The sequence below is a fragment of the Algoriphagus machipongonensis genome, assembly GCF_000166275.1.
Classification (GTDB): Bacteria; Bacteroidota; Bacteroidia; order Cytophagales; family Cyclobacteriaceae; genus Algoriphagus; species Algoriphagus machipongonensis.
The window spans coordinates 3,523,801-3,549,031 of the sequence record NZ_CM001023.1 but is presented as its reverse complement, the minus strand read 5'-3'; the positions used below and the strand labels follow the sequence as shown (position 1 = coordinate 3,549,031).

Annotated in this window: 27 protein-coding genes; 14 read left to right on the top strand and 13 right to left on the bottom strand. The window is 38.2% G+C overall.

Annotation, left to right across the window (positions count from 1 at the left end):
- Positions 1–109 precede the first annotated feature (109 nt).
- Positions 110–613: a DUF6265 family protein gene (locus tag ALPR1_RS14900; RefSeq protein ID WP_008201903.1), complete on the bottom strand. Its 504-nt coding sequence runs from the start codon at positions 611–613 to the stop codon at positions 110–112.
- Between the two features lie 32 nt (positions 614–645).
- Complete coding sequence (locus ALPR1_RS14895; protein WP_008201902.1) at positions 646–960, bottom strand: HesB/IscA family protein; 315 nt, start codon at positions 958–960, stop codon at positions 646–648.
- Between the two features lie 111 nt (positions 961–1,071).
- Here ALPR1_RS14895 and ALPR1_RS14890 point away from each other — a divergent pair, with 111 nt between their 5' ends.
- The 9 genes from ALPR1_RS14890 (at position 1,072) to ALPR1_RS14850 (ending at position 10,417) form a co-directional block, all read left to right on the top strand.
- A complete protein-coding gene (locus tag ALPR1_RS14890) occupies positions 1,072–1,593 on the top strand; it encodes a DUF7935 family protein (RefSeq protein ID WP_008201901.1) in 522 nt (173 codons plus the stop codon).
- Positions 1,594–1,597: 4 nt separating this feature from the next.
- Positions 1,598–2,011, top strand: a complete 414-nt coding sequence (locus ALPR1_RS14885; RefSeq protein WP_008201900.1) for a YkvA family protein — start codon at positions 1,598–1,600, stop codon at positions 2,009–2,011.
- Between the two features lie 31 nt (positions 2,012–2,042).
- Entirely contained in the window at positions 2,043–2,669 is a 627-nt protein-coding gene (locus tag ALPR1_RS14880) for a thioredoxin family protein (RefSeq protein ID WP_008201898.1), read from the top strand.
- On the top strand, positions 2,666–3,379 hold the full coding sequence (locus ALPR1_RS14875) for an NAD-dependent epimerase/dehydratase family protein (RefSeq protein WP_008201897.1): 714 nt from the start codon (positions 2,666–2,668) through the stop codon (positions 3,377–3,379). Before ALPR1_RS14880 ends, ALPR1_RS14875 begins: the two co-directional genes overlap by 4 nt.
- A complete protein-coding gene (gene dtd, locus ALPR1_RS14870; protein WP_008201891.1) occupies positions 3,376–3,828 on the top strand; it encodes a D-aminoacyl-tRNA deacylase in 453 nt (150 codons plus the stop codon). The genes ALPR1_RS14875 and dtd overlap by 4 nt, the downstream gene beginning before the upstream one ends.
- 86 nt (positions 3,829–3,914) lie before the next feature.
- Complete coding sequence (locus ALPR1_RS14865; protein ID WP_008201889.1) at positions 3,915–5,390, top strand: sulfatase family protein; 1,476 nt, start codon at positions 3,915–3,917, stop codon at positions 5,388–5,390.
- 93 nt (positions 5,391–5,483) lie between these two features.
- Positions 5,484–6,968, top strand: coding sequence for an ATP-binding cassette domain-containing protein (locus ALPR1_RS14860; protein WP_008201887.1), 1,485 nt, complete (start codon positions 5,484–5,486; stop codon positions 6,966–6,968).
- A 307-nt stretch (positions 6,969–7,275) separates the two neighbouring features.
- Positions 7,276–9,093 carry a cyclic nucleotide-binding and patatin-like phospholipase domain-containing protein gene (locus tag ALPR1_RS14855; protein WP_008201885.1) on the top strand — a complete coding sequence of 606 codons (1,818 nt, stop codon included), beginning with the start codon at positions 7,276–7,278 and terminating at the stop codon, positions 9,091–9,093.
- Complete coding sequence (locus ALPR1_RS14850) at positions 9,086–10,417, top strand: NAD(P)/FAD-dependent oxidoreductase (RefSeq protein WP_040302885.1); 1,332 nt, start codon at positions 9,086–9,088, stop codon at positions 10,415–10,417. The genes ALPR1_RS14855 and ALPR1_RS14850 overlap by 8 nt, the downstream gene beginning before the upstream one ends.
- A gap of 18 nt (positions 10,418–10,435) precedes the next feature.
- Here ALPR1_RS14850 and ALPR1_RS14845 read toward each other — a convergent pair whose 3' ends face one another.
- Positions 10,436–11,662, bottom strand: coding sequence for a tetracycline resistance MFS efflux pump (locus tag ALPR1_RS14845; RefSeq protein ID WP_008201881.1), 1,227 nt, complete (start codon positions 11,660–11,662; stop codon positions 10,436–10,438).
- 205 nt (positions 11,663–11,867) lie between these two features.
- Positions 11,868–13,433 (bottom strand): hypothetical protein, encoded by a 1,566-nt coding sequence (locus tag ALPR1_RS14840; protein WP_008201879.1) that lies wholly within the window; start codon positions 13,431–13,433, stop codon positions 11,868–11,870.
- Positions 13,434–13,634: 201 nt separating this feature from the next.
- Here ALPR1_RS14840 and ALPR1_RS14835 point away from each other — a divergent pair, with 201 nt between their 5' ends.
- Complete coding sequence (locus ALPR1_RS14835) at positions 13,635–14,897, top strand: aminotransferase class V-fold PLP-dependent enzyme (protein WP_008201878.1); 1,263 nt, start codon at positions 13,635–13,637, stop codon at positions 14,895–14,897.
- On the opposite strand, the gene ALPR1_RS14830 is transcribed toward ALPR1_RS14835, so the two are convergent.
- Entirely contained in the window at positions 14,894–15,271 is a 378-nt protein-coding gene (locus ALPR1_RS14830) for an iron chaperone (protein WP_008201877.1), read from the bottom strand. The genes ALPR1_RS14835 and ALPR1_RS14830 overlap by 4 nt on opposite strands.
- A 26-nt stretch (positions 15,272–15,297) precedes the next feature.
- The gene (locus tag ALPR1_RS14825) at positions 15,298–15,912 is read right to left on the bottom strand and encodes a MarC family protein (RefSeq protein WP_008201876.1); all 615 of its coding nucleotides are present in this window, start codon (positions 15,910–15,912) and stop codon (positions 15,298–15,300) included.
- Between the two features lie 85 nt (positions 15,913–15,997).
- Between ALPR1_RS14825 and ALPR1_RS14820 the strand changes: the two genes are divergently transcribed.
- Positions 15,998–16,336, top strand: a complete 339-nt coding sequence (locus tag ALPR1_RS14820) for a nucleotide pyrophosphohydrolase (protein ID WP_008201875.1) — start codon at positions 15,998–16,000, stop codon at positions 16,334–16,336.
- A 7-nt stretch (positions 16,337–16,343) separates the two neighbouring features.
- Here the strand turns inward: ALPR1_RS14820 and ALPR1_RS14815 are convergent, their stop codons facing one another.
- Both ALPR1_RS14815 and ALPR1_RS14810 read right to left on the bottom strand, forming a co-directional pair.
- Positions 16,344–16,814, bottom strand: a complete 471-nt coding sequence (locus tag ALPR1_RS14815; RefSeq protein ID WP_008201874.1) for a hypothetical protein — start codon at positions 16,812–16,814, stop codon at positions 16,344–16,346.
- 67 nt (positions 16,815–16,881) lie between these two features.
- A complete protein-coding gene (locus ALPR1_RS14810) occupies positions 16,882–18,360 on the bottom strand; it encodes a sulfatase (RefSeq protein WP_008201873.1) in 1,479 nt (492 codons plus the stop codon).
- 193 nt (positions 18,361–18,553) lie between these two features.
- Between ALPR1_RS14810 and ALPR1_RS14805 the strand changes: the two genes are divergently transcribed.
- The gene (locus ALPR1_RS14805) at positions 18,554–19,312 is read left to right on the top strand and encodes an SDR family NAD(P)-dependent oxidoreductase (RefSeq protein ID WP_008201872.1); all 759 of its coding nucleotides are present in this window, start codon (positions 18,554–18,556) and stop codon (positions 19,310–19,312) included.
- A 4-nt stretch (positions 19,313–19,316) separates the two neighbouring features.
- Here ALPR1_RS14805 and ALPR1_RS14800 read toward each other — a convergent pair whose 3' ends face one another.
- From ALPR1_RS14800 to ALPR1_RS14790, 3 genes are all read right to left on the bottom strand, one after another.
- On the bottom strand, positions 19,317–20,027 hold the full coding sequence (locus tag ALPR1_RS14800) for a 2-phosphosulfolactate phosphatase (protein WP_008201871.1): 711 nt from the start codon (positions 20,025–20,027) through the stop codon (positions 19,317–19,319).
- A complete protein-coding gene (gcvT, locus tag ALPR1_RS14795) occupies positions 20,027–21,121 on the bottom strand; it encodes a glycine cleavage system aminomethyltransferase GcvT (RefSeq protein ID WP_008201870.1) in 1,095 nt (364 codons plus the stop codon). The genes ALPR1_RS14800 and gcvT overlap by 1 nt, the downstream gene beginning before the upstream one ends.
- A gap of 155 nt (positions 21,122–21,276) precedes the next feature.
- Positions 21,277–21,603 carry a HesB/IscA family protein gene (locus ALPR1_RS14790; protein ID WP_008201869.1) on the bottom strand — a complete coding sequence of 109 codons (327 nt, stop codon included), beginning with the start codon at positions 21,601–21,603 and terminating at the stop codon, positions 21,277–21,279.
- A gap of 96 nt (positions 21,604–21,699) precedes the next feature.
- Between ALPR1_RS14790 and mce the strand changes: the two genes are divergently transcribed.
- Together mce and thiL are read left to right on the top strand one after the other, a co-directional pair.
- Positions 21,700–22,116, top strand: coding sequence for a methylmalonyl-CoA epimerase (mce, locus tag ALPR1_RS14785; RefSeq protein ID WP_040303699.1), 417 nt, complete (start codon positions 21,700–21,702; stop codon positions 22,114–22,116).
- A 98-nt stretch (positions 22,117–22,214) separates the two neighbouring features.
- On the top strand, positions 22,215–23,243 hold the full coding sequence (thiL, locus tag ALPR1_RS14780; protein WP_008201867.1) for a thiamine-phosphate kinase: 1,029 nt from the start codon (positions 22,215–22,217) through the stop codon (positions 23,241–23,243).
- Positions 23,244–23,392: 149 nt separating this feature from the next.
- Here thiL and ALPR1_RS14775 read toward each other — a convergent pair whose 3' ends face one another.
- Positions 23,393–23,770 (bottom strand): hypothetical protein, encoded by a 378-nt coding sequence (locus tag ALPR1_RS14775; RefSeq protein WP_008201866.1) that lies wholly within the window; start codon positions 23,768–23,770, stop codon positions 23,393–23,395.
- The gene (gene rlmD / locus ALPR1_RS14770) at positions 23,767–25,173 is read right to left on the bottom strand and encodes a 23S rRNA (uracil(1939)-C(5))-methyltransferase RlmD (RefSeq protein WP_008201865.1); all 1,407 of its coding nucleotides are present in this window, start codon (positions 25,171–25,173) and stop codon (positions 23,767–23,769) included. Before rlmD ends, ALPR1_RS14775 begins: the two co-directional genes overlap by 4 nt.
- Between the last annotated feature and the right edge of the window lie 58 nt (positions 25,174–25,231).

Below are 25,231 nucleotides of genomic sequence, written 5' to 3'. Positions count from 1 at the left end.
GCTATGAATTTACGAAAAAAAAGGAATTTAGTTTACTAAAAGTCTATTATTAGAATTTCAAGCTTTTAAAAATCTTTAGCTTTATGTTTTAAGTATCAATTTGTTAGGCTTAAAACCCAAGTTGTTTCTGCTTTGAATAGAAAAACTCCATGGTGGTTTTTTCTCCATTCTCTTCCAATTCTAGCCAAAGCTGCATTTTATCGCCCACGCGTTTCATCGTAAACCCATGAAACCAGATGGTTTTATCGCCAGTTTCCACCAAACGAAAAGTGGTCCATTTTTCTTTTTCTTCCCAGCCAGAAAGATCAGGATTGAAGTGTTTTAATTTCAGGTAAAAAGTATCTCCTTCTTGAACCATATTCATGAATTCGGTGAATACCAATTTGCCTTCGCTCCAAAACCGAAACGTTCCCACCATATTTCCATCCACTGCTGGCATCCAGGTCTCATCACATTCACCGCCAAGACCAGTCCCAGTCCAGTACCCGACAAGCCAGTCCAAATCTTCAATTGAACCAGTTCCCGGACTTTCCCCATCTTTTAGGTGTTTTACTTGGCTAAATACCGGTACCCATAGGATATTCAATAAAATTATAAGGAGCAGCTTTTTCATAGAAAGTCATTTTCCAATGAATATAAAAAATCTTATTGATCGTGACGCTTTGGTAAGTCCGGATTGATAAAAGTAAAGCCTCTCGCTTCATCCCCTTCAAAAAAATCAATTTGCATACCCATGAGGAACATGTAGTGTCTTTTTTCGATTAACACAGGAATTCCTGCCACTTCAAATTGTTGATCTTCAGGTTTTGGCTTGTCAAAGCCTAGAGCATATGCCATTCCGCCGCATCCACCGCCTTTTACACCTACTCGAAGGCTATATTCCGCGGGGATATTTTTGTTAGCCATGATGTTTTTGATCTCGGCCTCAGCTTTTTCTGTTATTTGAACGGGGATAATCATGTGAATCCAATGTTTTTGGCTCGAAATTGGTTCCTTTCGAATTCAAATTTACAATCTCTCTTGTTTTTTGGCAGGGATAATTTGTAGATATTCGAATGAAATTACCTGAAAATGGATTATCTAATAGATTTGCTTAAAATTCTTTTACCAGCTGGCATCGTGCTATATGGTATGTATTTAGTTGTGGTATCTTTTCTTTCCAAAGAGCGTGAGAAAATGCTGGTTGAATTGAAAACTCAAAATACAAAGACTGTACTGCCCATTCGTTTACAGGCTGCCGAAAGGCTTTGTTTACTATTGGAGCGGATTTCTCCAAATAATTTGGTGAGAAGATCAAACCCTGCTTCCATGACCGCCAATGAACTCCATGCCTTATTATTGCATGAGGTAAGAGAGGAGTTTAACCATAATTTCTCTCAGCAAGTGTATTTTTCAGAACAAACCTGGGAAGGGGTAAAAAATGCTGTGGAAAGTGTGATTACGCTACTAAATCAAAGCAGGCAAAGTTTAGACAACGAAGCTTCAGGTATGGATCTGGCTAAGTCTATTTTTGCCAAATCTCTGGAGCAAAAAAACGACGCGGTATCTTATGCGTTGAAATTAGTAAAATCAGAAATTCAATTATTCTTTTAATACGATGACATCCTTTAAATCTAAAGCAACTAATGTACTTGACCAGGCAAAGAATTTGTATGGTAAACAAGTGAATGCTTTGGTGAAACAAGAGGAGAAAGTCAAAGAATTACTAGTTCAGGTAAAAGAGAAGGTGGTTAGTGTAGGAGGAAACTCTAGAGTTAAGAAGTTGATAGAACCTTTGGGGGTATTTATCAGAATGATCAAAGCTCACTTTAATGGGGCACATAAACTTTCGTTTAGTACGCTTGGGCTCATAGTTCTAGCCATGGTTTATTTCATAGCTCCGATTGATATGATTCCTGACTTTCTGGGATTTTTTGGCTTTGCCGATGACCTATCGGTAGTATTGGCTGTTTATGCCAAGGTAAAAGACGAAATTGACGAATTTTTAGATTGGGAGAGAACTCAACAGTAATTCTGACTGTTACCTCCCAAATCCAGAAATTATGCTTGATCAAAGTACGCCAGTTATTACCAAAAAAACATTAGAAAAAGCACTTGATTATCCAGGCTTAAAGCAATTGACTCTTGATTTAATTGCCCAAGGAAAAACCACTGGCATGAATCAGTCGGAGTCCTATTTGGACTATACCCGAATGAATATGGTCAGAATGAAGCGGGTAGAGAAAACATCAAAGATTTCTCCTGAAATGGAAGCTTTGATCAAAAATATAAGTGAACCTCAAGTTTGGGTGATTTTGACAGAAGCTTGGTGTGGAGATGGCTCACAAAGCATTCCGTTTCTAGCAAAAATTGCGGAATTAAACCCGTTGATTTCGATAAAAATTATCTTCAGAGATGAAAACCCTGAAGTTATGGATCGATACTTAACCAATGGGGCAAGGTCGATTCCTAAATTAATAGCTTTTGATCAAAACCTTGAGGAAGAATTGTATACTTGGGGACCTAGACCGAAATTTCTTCAAGATAGATTGTTAGCTTACAAAGAAAATACACATGGAGTGAGTTCGAAGGAATTTTCCGAAGGAACCTACCTTTGGTATGCAAGAGATCGAAATAGGTCATTAGAGAAAGAAATTATGAAACTCATTTCTGAATATGTCATGGCATGAACGTAGCACTAATCTCAGGTACTTCCGGTATGGTAGGGATGCAGCTTTTGCATCAACTTTTAAATCAATATGATTATGTAATCAGTGTTGGTAGAAGGAAGCTTGCGCTAAAGCATCAAAAACTCGTACAACTGGAGGGCGATTTACTCGAAATCAAAAGCTGGGATTGGGAAAATCTACTCGTGGCTGACACTTTGGGCGGGGAGTTATATTCTTTGAAGGAAGCTATTTTGGAGCAAAAGGCAGAAATCCATGGGTTTTCCTCTCTTGGTACTACCATCAAGCAAGCTGGTTCGAAGGAAAAATTTTATCAAATTGACCATGATATGGTCATGAGGTTTGCTGAGTGGGCAAAGTCCCTTGGTGCGACTAAATTTCTATATGTTTCTGCCTCAGGAGCAAATAAAGACTCCTCTATTTTTTACAGTCAAACAAAAGGAAAAATTGAAGAAGATTTAAAATCCGTTGGTTTTGACTTTTTGGGGCTTTTTAGACCCTCTTTACTTTTGGGGAATAGATCTGAATTTAGATTAGGTGAGCAGATTGCAACCCTAGTGATGAAGCCCTTAGTTTGGTTAGGGGTTTTTAAAAATCTCCGTCCGATCTATGATTATCAAGTTGCCAAAGCTCTGGTTAAGATTGCCAAGGCACAAAAAACAAATTCAGTTGAAATTATCTCCTCTGGAGAAATGCAAGACCTAAGTAAATGATTGTAGTAATTCAAAGAGCATCCGAAGCATCGGTAAAAATTGAAGGGGAAATTAAGTCGGAAATCGGTACAGGATTAATGATTTTGCTGGGAATTGAAGAGGCAGACACGGTAGAGGATATTTCATGGCTTTCTAAAAAAATAATCAACCTGAGGATATTTCCCGATGAAAATGAAGTTATGAACAAAAGTCTTCTTGATGTCAATGGGGAGATTTTATTGATTTCTCAGTTTACACTTCATGCAAGTACAAAAAAAGGGAATCGTCCTTCTTACATCAAAGCTGCGAAACCCGATATCGCAATCCCGATGTATGAAAAGATGATCGCTACTTTGGAAGCTGAATTGGGCAAAGCCATTGGAACAGGCGAATTCGGAGCAGACATGAAAGTTTCCCTCGTTAATGATGGCCCGGTGACTATTGTGATAGACAGTAAGAATAAAGTATAATTGAAGCTGTAATTAATCCCTTCATTTAATGTCTGATCGGGTGAGGGCAGGATAGGATTCATACTTTTTGAAACTACTTTACCTTAATGAAGATCGTCCTACCCATCGTATTGTCGGTATTAATTTTAATACCTGTTTATTTTTTTGGCTTTAGAAGTGATACTCCAAATGAACCAATTTCTAATGTTCAAACTCCTCCAAATATTGTTTTTGTCTTAGCTGATCAATGGAGAGCTCAGGAAGTGGGATACGCAGGAAATGATCAGATTATCACTCCAAACCTAAATAAGCTTGCTACCGAAAGTTTGATTTTTGAGAATGCGGTAACTACCATGGCTGTTTGTGCGCCTTGGAGGGCTAGTTTTCTAACAGGACAATATCCATTGACACATGGAGTGTTTTATAATGATAAACCACTTCCTAATGAAGCTTATACCTTTGCGGAAATCTATAAAGAGGCTGGGTATCAAACAGGGTACATCGGTAAATGGCATCTTAACGGTCATGCCAGAGGTGCCGACCCATTCAGTGCAAGAGATCAGCCGGTTCCAAAGGATAGAAGACAAGGGTTTGATTATTGGAAAGTCAGAGAGGTGACCCATAATTATAACAACAGTTTTTATTTTGATGAGGAAGATAAGAAGCATGTTTGGGAAGGGTATGATGTGTTTCCTCAGACAGATAGTGCGATCAGTTATATCTCAAAGAATAAGGAAAAGCCTTTTGTACTTATGCTTTCCTATGGACCTCCCCATGATCCCTATTTTTCTGCACCCAAAGAGTATCAGGATTTATATGATGCCGGCACGCTGAAATTGAGACCTAATGTGCCTGAGGAATATCAAGATAGTGCCAGAAGAGTTTTGGCCGGATACTATGCTCATGCTACTGCCATCGATAAGGCCATTGGGGATTTGCTGGAAGGAATAGAGAAAGCAGGAGTTGCAGATAATACCATTTTTGTATTTACCTCTGAGCATGGAGATATGTTGATGTCAAGGGGAGTAGTGAAGAAACAAAGGCCCTGGGATGAGGCGATCAAAGTACCGATGTTGATTAGGTATCCCGGTAAACTGGAGAGCAGAAGGGTTTTGGACCCAATTGGCACTCCGGATATCCTTCCAACTCTATTGGGATTGAGTGATATACCCATACCTAAATCAATTGAAGGAAAAGACTTTTCGAAAAATCTTTTATCAGGTAAGGATCTTGAAAATGATGCGACTTTAATTATGCTGCCGGTTCCTTTTCATGAATGGCAGTTTAAAAATGGAGGCAGGGAATACCGTGGCATTAGAACGAGACGCTATACTTATGTTAAAGATTTATTGGGACCTTGGCTTTTGTATGATAATGAAAACGATCCATTTCAGTTAAATAATCTGGTCAATCAAAGCGAATACAATTCATTACAGAAAAAATTGGAAAAGTCATTGAGTAAAAAGCTAAAGGAAATTAATGATAAATTTTGGCCTGCTGATGAATACATGAACCAGTGGAATTACCTCTATGATCGTACAGATAGTCTTAGAGCAGAAAATTATCTCGAAATCAATAGATGAAAATTCTGAAAGGGTATTTCTAGCTTTTCACCTGAACTTTATTGATAGGCTGAGATTATTTTTCAATCTTTCGAGCCTTAAAAATAAACTACTTTGTTTGATTTAATTTTATCCATTCAGGAGGCCACTATTTTATTTAAGGCGCAACAAGCTTTTCAAAACCTCAACTTCCAATGGGAGAAAGGTCAGAATTGGGCGATTATAGGTGATTCCGGATGGGAACTCACAGCATTTATTGAGACTTTAAGAGGGAATACGGTGCTTTCATCTGGCAAGATCGAAAGGCCTTTTTCTAAAAGTTACGTAGAAGAGAAAACGAATGCCGGAGAAGTTAACAGTTTCCGAGATCTGATTGCTTATGTCTCTCAGAAGTATGTTTTTAAAAACCGTTCTCATATCCAGAATTTTTATTTCCAACAGCGATTCAATTCATCGGAGTCTGAAGAAACAGTGACCGTTCGTGAATACTTATTGGAAGTAGATCCAAAGCTTCCTGGGCCTTGGACCATTCAAAAGGTTTCCGAGCTATTAAATTTAGAGCCTTTGATGGAGGAGTCACTACTCAAGTTGTCAAATGGTGAATCCCGGAGACTGGCGATAGGATTAGGCTTAATGCGTCAACCCAAAGTATACTTAATGGACCAACCCATGACTGGCTTGGATGTGAAAAGTAGGGAGGAATTTGGTGAAATTTTAAAAGTAATCAGCGATCATGGAGTATTGGTGTTGATTACAACTTCAGGAAATGAAATTCCAGATGGAATTAGCCACATAGCAAGGATTTCCAAAAATGGTGTTCTCAAAAGTTGGGAGAAAAAAGATTTCCATGGGACTCAAATTGAACCTTTAAATGTGCCAACTTGGGATTGGGAATTATTAAAAAGCTTGCTCCCCGAAAAGCAGGAAAAAGTGGATGAATCGGTTGTGAAACTGAAGAATGTAACGATAAAATACGAGGATCATACGATTTTAGATAAACTCAATTGGGAGATTCAGCCTGGTGAAAGATGGCTGCTAAAAGGAAGAAATGGAGCAGGAAAATCAACCTTATTGAGCTTGCTGATAGGAGAGAACCCTCAAGCATATTCTCAAGATTTCTGGCTTTTTGGTCGTAAAAGAGGAACAGGTGAAAGTATTTGGGATGTAAAGCGTCCAACAGGTTTTGTGGCGCCAGAACTCAGCCGGTATTTTCCTGCTAATCAAACCTGTCGAAAAGTGATTTTATCTGGGCTTTTTGATACTATGGGATTATTTAAAAAAGTTAGCCCAGAACAAGAAGCTTTAGCTGAGGAATGGATGAAACTGTTTGAATTGACTCCCTTAAAGGATACCGTAATACAAAGAGTTTCATTAGAACATCAGCGTTGGACTTTATTGGCGAGAGCATTAATTAAACAACCCAAATTGCTAATCCTTGATGAAGCTTCTCAGGGTATGGATGAATTTCAACGGAAACTATTTAAGGAAACTGTTCAACAAATTTGTGAGCAAAGTGACATTACGTTGATCTATGTCAGTCATTATACAGAGGATGTTCCTGATGCAGTGGATAAGATGATGGAGTTAAGTGGCAGTTAGATTTGGTCGATCCTAATTAATTTTTGTTTTTTTTAGAAAACTAAAAGAATGAAAAAAACTGTTCCTACCAATTTATCCATGAATTATATGAGTACCGGGAAGATTGAGTTTTTGTTATTATGGATATAAATCTAGGTTATTTATTTTCATTCTAGTTCTAGAATTAGTAGCGTATCTACATATAACTACTTTATAAAGTTTATAACTGATTTTTCTTTTTATCTAGTGATTTTTTGGACTTGATAGAGGATTGTCCTTCATGAAATAGTATTATATTTAGTGAAATTGTTTTTTAATTATACCATTCATGTTTATTCAGAAATTATTAAAAGAAGCGCCTTATTTTAAAGACCTAAATGATGAGATTTTTAATGATTTACTAAATAGAGGTAGACTTATAGAGATTAAATGTGGACATGCTCTCCTGCAACAGGGAGATAATTCCCAGGAGGCTTATATATTGTTTGAAGGCCGATTAAGGGCTATTCTTGAAATAGATGAAAAAGAAAGTGAAGTTTTAGGTGAGATCGCTCGAGGTGAAGTAGTAGGGGAAATGGGAGCAGTTTTTGGAACAAAGCGCAATGCCACCATTATTGCAGTTAGAAATTCCACTTTACTTCAGTTGAGTAAAAATGATTTTATTCAGCTTTTGAAGGAGCAGAAAAACACATCTCTTGACTTTATAAAAACGATTGTAAATAGGACAAAACGTTCTTTTGTTCCTAATCACAGAATTTCTACTGTCGCATTTATTCCACTTTCCTCCAATGTTTCAGTTGAAGGTTTTTTAGAAAGTTTAAGTCATGCGATAGAAAAGTATTCAAGTGTCCGCCATTTATCTTCCCAAATTTTACAATCTGAATTGAATGGATCAATTCCTCTCAATGAGGAGGATGTTTTGAAGGAAGTTCTAATTCGATATGAAGATAATTATTCATTAGTCTTGTATCAGGCAGATGACCAATGGAATAAGTGGACTGAAACTTGTTTGGCTAGAGCTGATAAAATTATTTGGTTGGCAGATTCCAGTCAACATTCAGATCCTACCATTTTTGAAAATCGTGTCAATCAGGCTTGTCTTTCTCTAAATCATGCGGATCATGAACTTGTTTTACTACATCCATCCAAGGAAAATTATCCAAAAAACACCTTGAAATGGTTCGAAAAACGCAAGCTCAGCAAGCATTATCATATATCAAGGAATAATCTAGGAGATATACAACGGTTGGCTCGTTTTTTAACTGGGAATGCGATTGGAGTAGCGTTGAGTGGAGGTGGAGTTCGTTCATCTGTGCAGATGGGGATACTTCAGGCAATGATGGAAGGAGGGATTCCAGTAGATATTATTGGAGGTACTTCAGGAGGAGCATTGATTGGGGGAGGCTTTGCCCAAATCACTGATCCAAAAGAATTCCATCCAATAGTAAAAGAAGCTGATGATAAATTTAAGAAGGCAAAAAAGCTAACCGTGCCATTAGTCTCCCTTTTTTCCGGGAATAATTTTACAAAGGCGATTAAGACCGTTTCACATGGTCGGAATATTGAAGATCTTTGGATTGATTTCTTCTGTATTTCACTAAGTTTAGTCAACCGGAAATTAGTCGTACATAGAACAGGGCCGCTTTGGGAGGCGATTCGAGCAAGTACTGCAGTAAACGGAATTATTCCACCTTTTATGAAAGATGGAGATTGTTTAGTCGATGGAGGGTTAGTAAATGCCTGCCCGACGGATATGCTCGCTAAATTGGGAGCAGGAAAATCCATTGCAATTATTGCTTCTAGTAAAAGTGGTATTTCTATGGGTAAGCCCTTTTCACCTCACGCGTCTGGATGGAGCATATTGCTCCAAAAATTAAATCCATTTAATCGGGAGAAAATTACTCCGAGTTTAGCGACGAATATATTGCAGTCTATGTATATCGCTTCGGATCATCTCCAATATCGCATTTTTGCAGATGCTCCGGTAGATTTATTCATCCATCCCCCGATTGATGAATTTCAAAGTATGGACGTGGATTCTGGGGTTGGGCTCGTTGAGTTTGGTTATAAATATGGTCTTTCTCAAATAGAGAAATGGAAAGAAGAACTAGGAATAATGGATGAACCAAACACCAATAATGAATAATTTTCCCTTCAGTCCTATTAGTGCCTGGTTGAATGAACCAGAAAATATTCAGCCTTCACTGAACCAAGATATATCAGTTGATGTGGTCATCGTAGGTGGGGGGTATACAGGATTATATACTGCACTCGAACTAAGGAAAGCAGGAATGTCCGTTGCAGTTTTGGAGCAAGAATTTTCTGGTTCTGGAGGTAGTGGCCGAAACTCTGGATATGTGGATGGATTAATCGGTAAAGACTTTCCTTCACTTTTAAAATTGTATAAGATTGAGCGAGCGAGGGAATTGTGTGATTTTGCAATGGAGGCAGTTAGGAAGCTGGAAGATTTTATTCAAAAAAATCACATTGCCTGTGAATATGCGCCCAATGGAAATATTATGGCGGCAGTGCACCCAGATCAAATTAAAAGACTAAATAAAGTAGCCCATGCAAGTGAGGCTTTAGGGATGGATTTCACTTATTTAGGACCGGAAGCCATGCGGGAGCGAGGAATTCCGTCTTCTTTTGTGGCAGGAATTTTTGATTCAGTAGGAGGAACTTTGAATCCAGGATTATTAATCAACGGGATTCGAAAACTTGCTATAGAAAAAGGAGTTCAGTTATTCGAAAAGACAAAAGTATTAAATCTGACAGAAACCCAGCCTGTAAGGGCATATTGTGAAAATGGAGTTGTATCGGCCAAATCCGCTGTAATTGCTACCAATGCATACTCTAATGAACTGGGATGGAAAAAGAGAATGGTCACACCGATTTATGCAGCCATGTGTGAGACAGAACCTTTGAATTCAGAACAACTTTCTGTTTTAGGATGGGCTGGTAGGGAAGGAATATATACTGCTCATGAGCAGCTGGAAAATTACCGACTGACTGCCCGCAATACCATCATCACAGGAGGTAAATATGTCAAAATTCCATTTGGATTTCAGGTGTCAGGTTCAACTTATATGCCCGATCTGTTTAAGAAAATAGAAATGATTTTTCGGGAACGATTTGTAGATTATGCTGACCTTAAAGTACATACATTCTGGGGCGGTTGGATAGGGATGAGTCTAGATTTTATGCCTGTTATCGGCAAAACTGGCAAACACCAAAATATCCATTATGGGTTGGGATTCTCGGGCCATGGGATTCCCCAAACCCTGCTGGTTGGAGAACTGCTCGCTGCCCAGATCCAAGGCCTTGATCATCCACTTGCAAAAGTTTTAAAACGAAGAGTTTTTCCTGCACCTCCTGAACCTTTTAAATGGTTGGTTGCAAAGACGCTTTCAGGTGTATTTACTTCTTTGGATTCCATTACTGATAGAAAGGTGATGCAATTAAAAAGGTGATTTTTTCAAGGATCAGGATTATTTATTGATTCGTAAAAAGATAGCCCATCCTATGAAAATTAATAGTGAAGCGGTGATAAAAGGCAAGTTATAATTGATGGCAAATAAGGTGCCCGCAATAAATGGGGGGATGACTTCACCGAGTGATTGCATGGATTGATTGATTCCGAGCATTTCCCCTTGTCGTCCTTCATCTGCTTTTGAAGAGACAAGTGAAGCTATATTTGGCATTATTATTCCTTGGAATATGGCAATAAATGGTGAAATGAGATACAACCAGGATGCCTTAGAAGGAAGCAAAACTGCCAAAAGCGAAAAGCCCAGAAGTAAGACGCAAATTGAAAGCAATTTCTGTGGACGAAATCGATCTGCCAAAACGCGTACTATACCGCCTTGGGTAAATGCGAACCATAATCCAATCCAGCAATAAAGTAATCCGATATCCAATTCTGTAAACGCAAATTTTTGGATTAAGAAAACCGCATAAAATTGAGTGAAAAGCGAAAAGCCTATTGATAAAAGTAAGACAACGGTAAATGTCCCTCTCAAATCAGGCAAAGAAAAAGAATATACAATATTACGAAGTGCCATGAATAAACTGAATTTGGATTCTCGCTTGGTAATTAACGTTTCTGAAAAAAAGAAATGCACAACAATAAGATTGACTAATGCTAATATGGCGGCAAACCAAAACGGAGTGTCAGAACGAAACCAACTTACTATGGAATCGTCTCCCAAAAATCCTCCAAGGGCTGGGCCAAGAATAAAACCAATGCCAAAAGCCATACCTGCCAGTCCAAAATTCTTGGTTTTTTCTTTCTCCTCGCTAATATCAGAAATGGCTGACATAGCAATGGACACATTTCCTCCAGCAAAACCGGGTAATAACCTGCTAAAAAATAGAAGCCAAAGGTTTTTAATGATGATCGCCCAGGCAAAAAGTAAATAACCAATAAGGACACCAATTATGGACAGGATCAGCATTTTTTTTCTTCCAAACCTGTCTGATAAAGCACCCAAAATAGGAGCTCCAAAGAACTGCATCAATGGATAGCAACCTACCAATAACCCAAACATTATCGACCGATAAGCCTCACTAGCCATTACTGGAAGAATAGAGCTGTCGGGTTGAAAAAAAAGGGCAGGCATAACTGGAATAATGATACCAACTCCCAACATATCCAGGAATACCGTAAGTAAGATGGCAGTTATTGGCTGTACTCCTTTCTTTTTATTACCTGTCATATTTAGGTGTTTCCATTAGGGAAAACTTTCATAAAATTTATTTTTTTTTCTTAATGTATCGCAGATAATTCAACATTATTAACACATACCTTGGTATTAAATTTTATAGATAGAAGTTAGGGTAGATCTCTGTGAGATGCAGACAAAAGATTGGTAATTTCTTTTTTCATCCGGTTTAAACCCGAGACCATGAAATCAGCAAAAATCAATTCTTTTTAACCTTCACTTCTTTAAACATCACCTCATTATTACTTCGCCTAATGTCTTTACCACTGGTGGTGGTCACGTTTTTCAAGTGAACTTCTTTGGTGAGGACATACGGATACTTTTCCTCATAAGATTCATCTTTTCTTTCAGAATTGAAGTTGCCAAAAATAGCTGGCCCCTGGTAATCCTCGGGGTGATTAGAGTCATCAATTTTTAGATTCTCGATGAGAATTTCCTCCGGCATATAGCAAGTGTAGCCAAAATCATGTTGCCCGGAATTATAGCCATTGATAAGAGAAGCATTGTAGGTTTTTCCAGCATTCGGAATAAAAGTGCAATCCCGAATTATTAATTTGCCTTCCCAGGTACTTCCGTAATCTGATCGAAGGTTGATCAAGCTTCTACCACGAATTTCAGAATTTTCTACCGTGAAAGTTCCTGTCCCAATTGCGTTTATTCCCATGTGCCCCAAAGTAGAATTTCGGATCGTTGCATTAGCAACCCCCATGTGGGCATCAAATCTGGAGAAAGTGCATTGATCGAAAAGTAGATTTTTGGAGTAATTCGAACCCATGATTCCCCAGAAAGTACTGTCATCAATATCATTGGTTTGAGTGCAATTGATAAAGGAAACGTTAAGGGCTCGGTTTACCAAAATGTCATAGGAACCCATAGAAACCGTAGTTCCGGCATTTCCAATGGTTTGGTACGTTTTATGTCCTGTTAAAATGGTGTTTTGTACCGATACGTTCGTGCAATTGCTAATATTAAGAAACCCTCCATAGGGAGCCCCATGATCTTGCTCGCCTTGGATACGATGTTCTAAACCATCCACGATTACATTGGAACGCTGAATGGAAATGTTTCTGCTGTAATAGTTGTATTTAGATTCCTCTTGATTGGCGATCGTGATAAAATGTCCGCCTGTGATTTTTAAGATTTTTTCATCGATAGGCAGTACTGACATTTCGGTTATCTGATCAAAATCCCAAATAATCGGGGCATTTTTATCCACATTTCCATTTTTATCAACCAAAATAATATCCGTTTGTGAAGCCCCATTGTTCTGATTTGGGCCAAAACGAATATATCTTTTAGTGGTAGCATCAGTTAGGGTTATTAAGGCAGGACCAGGCAATTCCAAGTCTAACTTTTTCTGGTTTCTCTTGACTGATTTTATTCCATCTAGTGAATAAGATTCAAGTGAAGAGCGGACCAAGAAAACTGGTACAGTTCGATTCTGCACATTTCTGTCATCGATGATAAATGTGGCATTACCAAAGTCAGTATTTGTCTGGATTTCTACTGTCAAGTCATCTCCTCCAATAAAATAAACAGCTTTGTCATTAGCTTTTACTGGCAATTGGTTTTGATTGGCGAATTCATGGGCTTTTACAATAGCTCTTAAATCGTCAGTTTCCCCATCTCCTTTAGCTCCAAAATCGCTATAATGAACCACATCATCGATGAAAGTATTTGATTGAAATTGACCTTCTCCACGATCACTTGTTAGGGTAGAAGAAATACTAAATGCTAAAAATAGTGTCAATAATAGTTGATTCATTTTGTATCTAGATTAAGAAGAAAAATGAATTTGCGATTTTCTCAACGAGAATAAAAGGTTTTCAAAATTCCTTTAGTAGGTTTTATTATAAGTCTTATTCAAATAGAATGTGACTAGGAAAGATGAAAATAGATATTCTATGAATGGGATTATCTAAATCTCCTTATTAGATTCAACAATCTTTTTCCATTTTTATCACTTATGAATTCTAGACGTGACTTTATCCAAAAATTATCTTTAGGGGCAGTGATGCCTAGTTTAGTTGGATTTACGGCTCAAAATAAAGAGTTTAAGATGGATCATTCCATTGGTGGAGATGAGTTTTGGGACCAGGTTCGGGAGCAATTTCCATTAACAAAGGATAGGGTTTATCTAAACAACGGCACATTCGGGCCTTCACCAACTCCGGTTTTGAAAGCCATTAAAAATTCTTTAGATGAGACCAATACAATTGGAGAGTATGGACATATAAATCCTCTTCGAGGTGAATTAGCTGATTTTGTTGGTATCAAGGAATCTGAAATTTCTTTAACTCATAATACTACCGAGGGCATCAATATCATGGCTTGGGGATTGCCTTTGTCAGCTGGAGATGAAGTCATCATCACCTATCATGAGCATGTGGGAAATGCTTTGCCTTGGCTAAATCGAGCCAAACTTGATAACATTGTTTTGGTTCCTTTTGAGCCTGCTGCAACCCAGGCAGAAAATCTTGATTTGATTAAAAAACTGGTGACCCCTCGTACGAAAGTCATCGCAATACCACATATCACCTGCACGACCGGTTTGGTATTTCCCATTAAAGAAATAGCAGAATTTGCCAAGTCAAAAGGGATTTTTACAGCGATTGATGGAGCACACGGAGCAGGAACTTTTGACTTGAACTTACATGAGCTTGGTGTGGATTTTTATGCCACCAGCTACCATAAATGGATGCTTGGGCCAAATGGATCTGGCTTCTTATATGTCAAAGAAGAGAATTTAGATCGATTACAGGCCTTTCAGGTAGGAGCCTATTCTGATGTAGGTTTTGATTTGAATAGTTCTCCACCATCTCTTAAAGGCTATGTCAATACTGCCCACCGCTATGATTATGGAAGCCAAAGTTTACCCATGATCAAGGGTGTTTTGGCAGCAAAGAATTTTCATTTAGAAATAGGAAAGGAGAAAGTGGAGGGAAGAGTTCGGGAACTAAACCAATACCTGTATGAAGGTTTGACGCAGTTTGACAGTCAGCTAGAGATTATTACTCCTTGGGAAGCTGAATCTAGAATTTGTATGATTTCCATCAAGCCTAAAAATATGGGCTATGAGGAAGTATATCATAAAGTAAGTAAGAAAGGATTCAGGCTTAGGATTGTGCCAGAGGGAGGAATTAATGCCATTCGTATTTCCACTCATATTTATAATAATAAGACAGAAATAGATGCGCTTCTATCTGCAGTGAAGGAAGTGCTGGCTTAACTCTTCTTCTTTTTATTTTCAAGTTTTATCAATGCTTGTTCTCTTCGAAAAATCGCAATATCACTGATCAGTTTCAATGGCAATTCTTGATCATATGGAATTTGAATAACTCCTTTGGAGGTAACATACCCGGCGAGTTCTTTTTTGAATTCGATGATCGGTTCGTTGGTAGGATAATATCCAATATGATTTTTTTGAGCAGCATAATAAACTAAGACTTCGCTTGTCTTTATTGCAGGCATATGGTAGCTGATGACTTCAGTTGCCTCAGGAACAGCTTTCTTTAAAGTGTCTCGAATGCTCTGGAGCTTTTCACGGATTTCGGGAGAAAACCAAGAAAAGTATTCTTCAATAGAGTTTGGTTTTGGGTTCATAATCAAATGGATTAGTGTTTTGAATTTTATTCAAATGCAACTTTAATTCCTTGAATGATCATATTAGTGCCTATGATGGCTATTATTAGCCCCATGATTTTGCCTATGACGGTGATAACATTTTTCCCTAGCACATTAACCACTCGATTGCTGATTCGGAATGCCCAATGAGTTAGAATACACATTACCGCAAATGTTAAAATGACGATTACAATATGTATGTATTCTCCTGAGGATACGAAATTCATCGCTGTCACGATAGTACCTGGACCTGCAAGGATCGGGATTGCTAAAGGGGAAATGGCTATGTTTTCATCAAAGGCGGTATCCTTTAAATGCTTTACAGTTGATTTTTTAGATTGAAGCATTTCAAAACCCACAAAGAATATCAGAAGCCCTCCGGTGATTTTGAAAGCTGGAATTGTTATGCCAAATACCTCAAAAATAAATTTCCCCAATATGACAAAGAGCGATACGATAATGAATGCTACGATGGTGGCTTTCTTACTGATTTGTCTCTTGGTTTCTTTATCTGCATCTTCCACTAAAGAGGTAAAGATTGGGATATTTGCAATTGGGTTCATGATTGCAAAAAATCCAGTAAATACAGAAAGTATAAAAGGAAGTAAGTCGATCGTCAAAAGTCTTTAAATTTGATTTTGGTAGCCAATTCTTTTCTACAAAGTAATATTGACCTCAAATTGCTAAAAACCATAGAATTCTCAAATGAAAAATGATATCACAATAGCAGAAGCGCAAAAATTGGTTGATGATTGGATCAATACAGTGGGCGTAAGATACTTTAATGAGCTTACAAATATGACGATCCTTATGGAAGAGGTAGGGGAGTTAGCCAGGATTATGTCTAGAACTTATGGGGAACAGTCGTTTAAAGAGTCTGACAAAGGGAAAGACTTGGGAGATGAAATGGCCGATGTGATGTGGGTGTTAATTTGTTTGGCAAACCAAACGGGAGTAGATCTGACTGCTGCGTTAAAAAAGAATATGGAGAAGAAGAATATTCGTGATTTAGATCGACACAAAAACAATGAAAAGCTAAAATGATGAGATTTTAAACTGTAGATTCCTTTATCATGACCTCTTTGTTTTGAGTATAAATGGTCCATCCCAATAGCTTCCAAGAAATAGTGCCAAGTAAAGTCAGATTTCCATTATTCTCACTTATGCCCATGTGAGTCCATTTTAAACCTGAAATAAAGCCTGTAAGAGTTGAAGAAGATAGATCGTGAAGGATTGAATCTGTTTCCTTATCTCGGATTAGTGTAAGGTATAAGTTGTTTAGGGTGCTTTCTTCAATTTTAATAATTTCAATATTGACAGGTTTGTTGCTTGGTGTAGAACTGTTTGTGGATTCTTTGGACTTGCCACTGATGAGACTAATTATTCCTATTATCAAAATGATATAACCTATTGAAAAACTTTTTTTGAAAATAGAATGCTTGCCCGTTAAAAAGCAGATTGCCAGATAAGCCCAAGTTAGAAAAAACAGAATGTTAAAAACACTCCAAATTAGGTATAGCATAACAGGAAAAGTTTAGGATGAAAATAAGAATTATTTTTTACTTCTTAGTTCTCACCAAGGTTTAATCCTACTTCTCAAAAATCCCTGTATTCCCTTTTTCCCAAAGAGGTAATAATTGCTGAACAATTTCAGGGTGTTTTTCTGCTATGTTGATAGATTCTGCAGGATCACTTTGATGATCATAAAGTTCAATAACCGGTTTTTGTTCCCGAAAGTATTTTGTCAACCTATATCGTTTTTCCCGTAAGCTGATCCCGTTTTTGAAATAACTGTATGCAGTTTGCTCTTTAGGTGAAATGGAGGATTCAATCAAAGAGACCAAGCTTTCACCATCCAATTCATACGGAGTTGGAATCCCGGCTAATTCTATAAGCGTGGGATAAATATCCACTGACTCGACAATGGAATTTTCTATGCGGGCCTTTTCCTCTTTTCCAGGGATTTTGATGATTAAAGCACTGTTTAATGCATTTTCGAAAAGGGTGTGTTTACCCCAAATTTGCTGCTCTCCAAGATGCCAACCATGATCTCCCCAGACAACTACGATCGTGTTTTCTTCTAAATCAAGAGCTTTGAGTTCATCTAAAATCAATCCTACCTGAGCATCGGCATAGCTAGCGGCAGCATAGTATGCATGTTTGATTTTTCTTGCATAGGCATCAGATAACTGGGTATTCAGGCTAGCTTTTTCCTCACCGAGCTGATAGCCATTAAACTCGCTACTTTCCATTAAACTTTGGTTGGAGACATTTTGTGGTTTTGAAGGGTTTTGAGCCAGTAAGATTTCATTCTCTTCATATAAATCCCAATATTCCTTAGGTGCCGTAAAAGGCAAATGAGGTTTGAATAATCCTACGCCCAAAAAGAAAGGTTGATCATTCCCTTTTAATTCCCTAAGCTTTGTGATTGCAAGTTGGGTAGATAGTCCATCTGGATAGCCTAAATCATCCACCTCGGCAGACTCATAAGGTTTTACCTGCCTTTTCATGCTTTGCCTATTTTCTCCATTCGCGTAAGCAAAGAATGCATTCCATCCAGTACCCCATTTTCCGGCATCAAATAGAAATTCATCCCAACTATGAGGTAATTCCTTTTTATCAGAAACTTCTTCTTCGTAACCATACACAAAGCCATCAGCGGAATGCGAAATTTTGCCTATTCCAACAGTTCTGTAGCCATTTCTTCGAAGGTGATGAATAAAGGTCTCTGGGCGACTTAATTCCGCTCTAATTGAAAACTCATCCTGCATGATCAAGTTACCTAATTCTGCTCTTCGTCTAGGGCGTGTTCCTGTAAGCATGGAAGCTCGGGAAGCACCACAGGTGGGTACTTGGACAAAATGATTTTTAAAACTGACAGAGGTTTTAGCTAGCTCATCCAAATTTGGCGTTTGGATTTGAGTGCTTCCAAAATGCCCCAATTCCGACCTAAGATCATCTATGGCAATAAACAGGATATTCGGATTTGTACCTGAGGAAGTTTGGGCAAATAACTGTATCGATAATAAGAGTGATAAGAAAAAAAGGCAAGTTGAAATCTTAGTCATGTGGCTTTAAGAGATTGAAAATTAAGTTAAATCAGGTTTAACAAGATTAGAATCTAGTTTATTTTAATGGTAAATCCATGGGTTGATTTCAATGGTAAAAAGATATTGAAAGTGAAATATGATTTTTTCGATGGCCATATTTTGCTTTGGCTACTAACAAAGCTATTTTTCTCAGGTAAAGAATTTATATGATATGAGGTTAAAAGGTAAAACAGCAATAATAACTGGTGCCACCAGTGGGATGGGGAAAGCGATTGCAAAACGTTTTTCGGAAGAAGGGGCTTTCTTAATCTTAAGCGGAAGAAATCAGGAAAATGGGATAGAGTTGGAGAGAAGTTTAAATGAGGCTGGAGGGAAGGCTGTTTTTGTAAAAGGTGATGTTGGGATAATAGAGACGAATGAGGCTTTAGTAAAAGCTGCGATAAGCAATTTTGGGAAGTTGGATATTGTTGTTACGAATGCGGGTAAGCTCGGTCTCGGTTCAGTTACTGAAATTTCATTAGCAGAATGGCAGGAAACAATGAACACGAATTTCAATGCAGTTTTTTTTCTTTCTCGTTTTGCTATTCCGGAAATGATAAAAAGTGGAGGTGGGACTATTTTGGCAAATAGTTCGATAGCAGCATTCAAAAGTTTTCCTAATCATGCGGCTTATTGTGCAAGTAAGGCTGCACTCGTGGCTTTGGTGAAAGAAATGGCCGTTGACTATGGTCCAAATATCCGAGTGAATACAATGTGCCCCGGACCTGTTGACACTCCTCTTATCTGGGATTCGGCAAAAGCATTTGATAATCCCGATACGATCGTCCAAGAGACTGCAAAAAACACCTTGATGAATCGCCTGGGAAAACCGGAAGATATCGCCTCGCTGGCCTTATTTTTGGTCTCTGATGAGGCATCTTGGATAACCGGAGTAGCCTATCCTATTGATGGTGGAATTTTAGCGAAATAATTAATTAAATCTCCTGGCTTTTAAGCACACCATTTTCCACTTTTCCAATAATAGAAAAAAGGTCTAGGGTGAGGCAGAAGTCTATATCTGAATCGATATTATGGTTCTGCAATCTTTTGGCATGAGAAGCCTGGGATAAAAAGCCTTTAAGGTCATGACCTTCTTTTTCATACAAAGCTTTCATAGCAAGTGAACCATCATCCGATGCGATATGGGTTGATTCAAGACATTTGGTCAAAGCTCCCGCATAGAGAGAGTCCTCTAAATTGAACATGCCTTTCCAGCCAGCGCAATGGATCAAAACATCCTTTTTCTGTGACTGAAGATAGTTTACTGTAGCGCTGAGATTAGGGAAAGAACCGATCAAAACCTCAGATGCTCCTTTAGACTTGGAAATAGCTAAGGTTCCATTGGTGGTAGTCATCGCTAATTTTTGACCAGCGTATTTGTTTTGAAGGTAAGCGACAGGAGAGTTTCCCAATTGGAACCCAGGTGCAGTTTTACCATTTCTTTCTCCCGCGATTAAATAACCATTAGTGGCCATCTCTTTGCAGGATTCCAAATTTTCAAAAGTTTTGATTTCCGTGACCCCATTAGCCAAAGCAGCGGCCATTGTAGAAGTGGCTCTAAAAATGTCCACTACTACAACGATCTTTTCCTGCAAATCATAAAGATGGATTAACTCCGGGCTGAAGCAGATTTCAGTTTTTCTCATCAGGATTTCAATAAAGGCAGTTTTTCTACAATTGCCTTTAAGTTTTTATTTCTTACTTGGATAAATATTTCGGTTCCTGCCTTTGCAAATTCTTTCTTCACATAACCTAAGCCGATACCTACATTCATACTGGGGGATTGTGTACCGGAGGTAACTTCACCGATTTCATTTCCTTCAGCATCTACGATTTTGTAATGCCCCCTAGGAATTCCTCGATCCTGCATAATAAAGCCTACCAGTCTTCTGGTAATGCCAGCTTCTTTTTGAGCTAAAAGGGCTTCAGAGTTGGTAAAGTCTTTGGTGAATTTAGTGATCCAGCCTAAACCTGCTTCTAGGGGAGAAGTAGTATCATCGATATCATTTCCATACAGACAATAACCCATTTCCATTCTGAGCGTATCTCTTGCCCCAAGTCCTATAGGTTTGATGTCAAAATCCTTTCCAGCCTCGAAAATAGCCTTCCAAACTTGTTCGGCATCTTCATTCTTAACATAGATTTCAAACCCACCAGCACCTGTATAACCTGTTCCTGAAATGATCACATCTTTGACACCGGCAAATTCGCCAAGTGTAAAATGATAGAATTTAACCTCAGAAAGGTTGACTGGTGTAAGTGCCTGCACAGCTTCAATTGCTTTTGGGCCTTGAACAGCAAAAAGTGAAATGTCGTCAGAGATATTGGTTAATTGGGCTCCCATTGTATTGTATTTGTTTACCCAATTCCAATCCTTTTCAATGTTGGATGCATTCACTACCAACATGTATTTTTCATCTGAAAATTTATAAACAATCAGGTCATCCACGATGCCCCCTGTTTCATTAGGGAAACAAGAATATTGTGCCTGTCCTTCGACTAGCTTGGATGCATCGTTTGAAGTAACTTTCTGAATCAAGTTTAAAGCCTCAGGGCCTTCTACCATAAATTCACCCATATGGGATACATCAAATACGCCAACGCCATTTCTCACACAGAGATGCTCTTCTTTATCTGAACTATAACGAACAGGCATATTATACCCTGCAAAAGGCACCATTTTGCCTCCTAAGGCAATGTGAAGGTCGTTGAGCTGAATTTCTTTGATTTGATCTTCCATAGTAAGGTTAAAATTTATAGTGGGCAAAGGTAAGGAATGAGGTGGAATTTGGGGAATTAGGTATTCAAAAAGTATTAGGTTGATTTTAAAGTTTTGTGCAAAAAAGAAAAGACAGCTTCAGAAGCTGTCTTTAATAGAGTTCGTTATGTAATAATTTAAATTGAGAAGCTTTCACCACAACCGCATGTTCTTGATGCATTTGGGTTGATAAATTGAAATCCTTTCCCATTTAATCCGTCTGTAAATTCGAGGGTAGTTCCAGCAAGATAAAGTAAACTTTTTCTGTCTACGATAATCTTTACGCCATTGTCTTCAAAAATTTGGTCAGTTTCTACGGTTTTAGCATCGAAACCCAAATCATACATCAAACCTGAGCAGCCCCCGCCTTTAACCGAAACACGGATATTTTCTTCCATTGCACGCCCTTCTTCTTTTTTAAGTTCAAGGATGCGCTCTTTGGCTTTGTCAGAAACGATAATCATATCTTTATGCTTTTACTTTTATATTCAATGTACTAGGTAAAGTCGGAACATATTTACCTTGCAAATAATTCAATGGCAAATATAAGAAATTTAAAAATGAGGAAAATTGAACATATCGGGATAGCTGTAACAAATTTGGAGAGATCTAATGAACTTTTTTCCAGATTATTAGGTAAGGATCATTTCAAAACAGAAGATGTGGAGGGAGAAGGAGTAAAGACTTCGTTCTTTCAAGTTGGAGAAACAAAGGTGGAATTATTGCAGGCATCAAGGGAAGATAGCCCGATCTCAAAGTTTATTGAACGAAAGTCAGAAGGGGTGCATCACATTGCCTTTGATGTGGCAGATATATATGAGGAAGTAAAAAGGCTGAAACTCGAAGGTTTTGAAATATTGAATGAAACCCCAAAAGAAGGAGCAGATAATAAATTAGTGGTATTTTTGCATCCTAGGAGCACCAATGGGGTTTTGATTGAATTGTGTCAGGAAAAGCCAGGTGGCAGTAAAGAGTAAGCCATAAGGGTAGTTTTATAAAGTAAATAAGAAATCGATAAGGTGTCGAAAGTTTCAAAAAGAAGGAAACCTTTGATAAAGCAGATTGAAATAAAATTATGTCAGAAAACAGAACAGAAATAAGCGATTTAGGAGAATTTGGTTTAATAGACCGACTCAACGAAAAAGTGGTAATCAAAAATCCTTCAAGCTTAAAAGGGATAGGGGATGACGCTGCTGTTATTGATGCAGGTGATCATGTGAAAGTTGTCAGTACTGATTTGTTGATGGAAGGAGTTCATTTTGATCTATCCTATGCGCCATTACCACACTTGGGTTTTAAGGCTGTAGCAGTAAACGTTTCGGACATCGCTGCCATGAATGCAATCCCGAAACAAATCACGGTGAGTATTGGTCTTTCCAATAGATTTTCTCTGGAAGCTGTGGAGGCTTTGTACGAAGGAATTTATGCCGCATGTGACCATTATGGTGTAGACTTAGTTGGTGGAGATACCACCTCTTCCAGGTCGGGATTAGCGATCTCAATTACTGCTATTGGCGAAGCTAAAAAGGAGCAGATTTCTTATCGATCTGGAGCAAAGGAAAATGACATTCTTTGTGTCACGGGTGACTTGGGTGGAGCTCTTGTTGGACTTCAGATTTTGGAAAGAGAAAAGCAGGTGTTTTTAGCCAATCCGGATATGAAGCCTGACTTGGAGAAATACACAGTAGTTACGGGTAGACAATTGAGACCTGATGCTAGAATGGATATCGTTCATGAGCTTGCAGAACTAGAAGTAGTACCCACAAGTATGATGGATATTTCTGATGGATTGGCTTCGGAGATTTTTCACATTTGCAAAGCTTCCGGAGTAGGGGCAACTATTTACGAAGACAAACTTCCTATAGACAAACAGACATTTGATACTGCTGTGGAGTTGAACTTGGATCCGATCACTTGTGTGCTAAATGGAGGTGAGGATTATGAGTTGTTATTTACCATAGACCAAAAAGATTTCGCTAAGCTGGAGAAGCATCCAGATGTGCATTTCATAGGTCACGTCACCAAAGCTGAAGATGGAAAACTACTTGTGACAAAAAGCGGAACAGGCGTTCAGATTAAAGCGCAAGGCTGGGTGCATTTCTAAGTTACTTAGATAGGTAAAAAAGCCATTTCTAAGTATTTTACGTAGTCAATAATGACTTAAGTTGGGTTTTAATAATCTATTGATCCCCAGATAATAAAAAAGCTTTACCTAAATTAAAGGTAAAGCTTTTTTTATGTGAGTCAGTTTTCTCAATCATTCGGGTAAGGTACGTATACAAAACTCGTAAATGCACCATCCATGACAAAAAGGCAGCAGAACTCATCAGGGTCTTTATAAGCCTTTTGGAATTCTTCCAGTGCCTCTTCGGAGATCAATTTTCTTTGGACAAATTCATCTACATAGGTGATAAAGTAATTCCAGTCCAGGTCTTTTTCATCCTTTCCCAGGAAGATTTTTCCGATAGGTTGTATCTCTTTGGAGATAGGAAATATGGGGTAATCTGAGAATTTTCTAGACCTGATTTGGTAAGAAGCTTCCTTCAAAACATCTGAAATTTTTACAAAATCCTGGGTGATCGTGCCCAAATATTTCCCACTCAATTCGGGATCGTTAAAATCTGAAATCATTTTTTGAGAGTTAAGAGTACGACATTTTCAACATGATAAGTTTGTGGAAACATATCCACTGGCTGTACTTTTTGCACGTCATATTTTTCACCCAAAAGTGCTAAATCTCTAGCCTGCGTAGCAGGGTTACAGGAGACATAAACTATTTTTGGAGCAGCTAATTTTAGCAACATTTGAACAACTTTTTCATCCATTCCAGCCCTAGGTGGATCCGTAATAATGACGTCCGGAGCAGCATGGTTTTCGATGAATTCATCGTTTAAAATTTCTTTCATATCCCCGGCATAAAACAGGGTGTTTTCGATTCCGTTTATTTGCGAGTTTATCTTGGCATCTGCTATAGCAGCTTCTACATATTCTACCCCGATTACTTGCTTCGCTTTCTTGGCAACAAAGTTGGCAATTGTCCCAGTTCCAGTGTATAAATCATAGACAATTTCGTCACCCTTTAACTCTGCAAAATCACGAGTAATCTTATACAATTCGTAAGCTTGTTCGGAATTTGTTTGATAGAAAGATTTGGGACCGATTCGGAATTTTAACCCTTCCATCTCTTCTTCTATATAGGGTAAACCTGCATACGTGACTAGCTCCAAATCATGGAAAGTTTCATTGCCTTTGGTATTGATCACATAAAGCAAGGAGGTAATTTCTGGGAATCTGATTTTTAAAAACTCCATTACTTTTGGGATCAACTCTAAGTCAGATTCTCCAAACTGAACGATGACCATGGTTTGTCCCGTGCTCGTGGTTCTTATGATCAGGTTTCGAAGTAAGCCCACTTGATTTCTGATATCATAAAAACTGAGCTCATTTTCCAATGCGAAAGCTCTCAGTTCATTTCTGACATCATTTGAAATTCCGCCTTGAAGGTAACAGTGATCGACATCAACGATCTTGTCAAACATCTTAGGAATATGGAATCCTAAAGCATTTCTGTCAAATTCATCCTCAGATTGAATCTGCTCCAGTGTCAACCATTTCTTGTTACTGAAAGTAAAATCGAGCTTATTTCTGTAATAAGTGGTTTTTTCTGAACCAACAATTGGAGATATCTCTGGTGTCTCCACCTTGGCAATCCTTTGGAATTGGTCTAATACCTGCTGCCTTTTATAGTTCTTTTGCAATTCATAATTAATATGTTGCCATTTGCACCCACCACAAGTGCCAAAATGAGAGCAAAAAGCTTCTACTCTATCTTTGGAGTATTGATGGAATTTTACGGGTTCACCTTCCATAAAAGAACTACGACCTTTGGTAATTCTTACATCCACCACATCTCCTGGGGCCACTCCGGATACAAAGACGACTTTCCCATCGTGGTGTCCCACACATTTACCTTCAGTAGCAATTCGCTCTATGGGTAAATTTGTGACAACTTTGTTTTTCATTTTACGCGACATGGGCACAAAATTAGGGAAAAACCTAGGGCCAAAGAAAATACCTGTTTAAAAGGTGGCA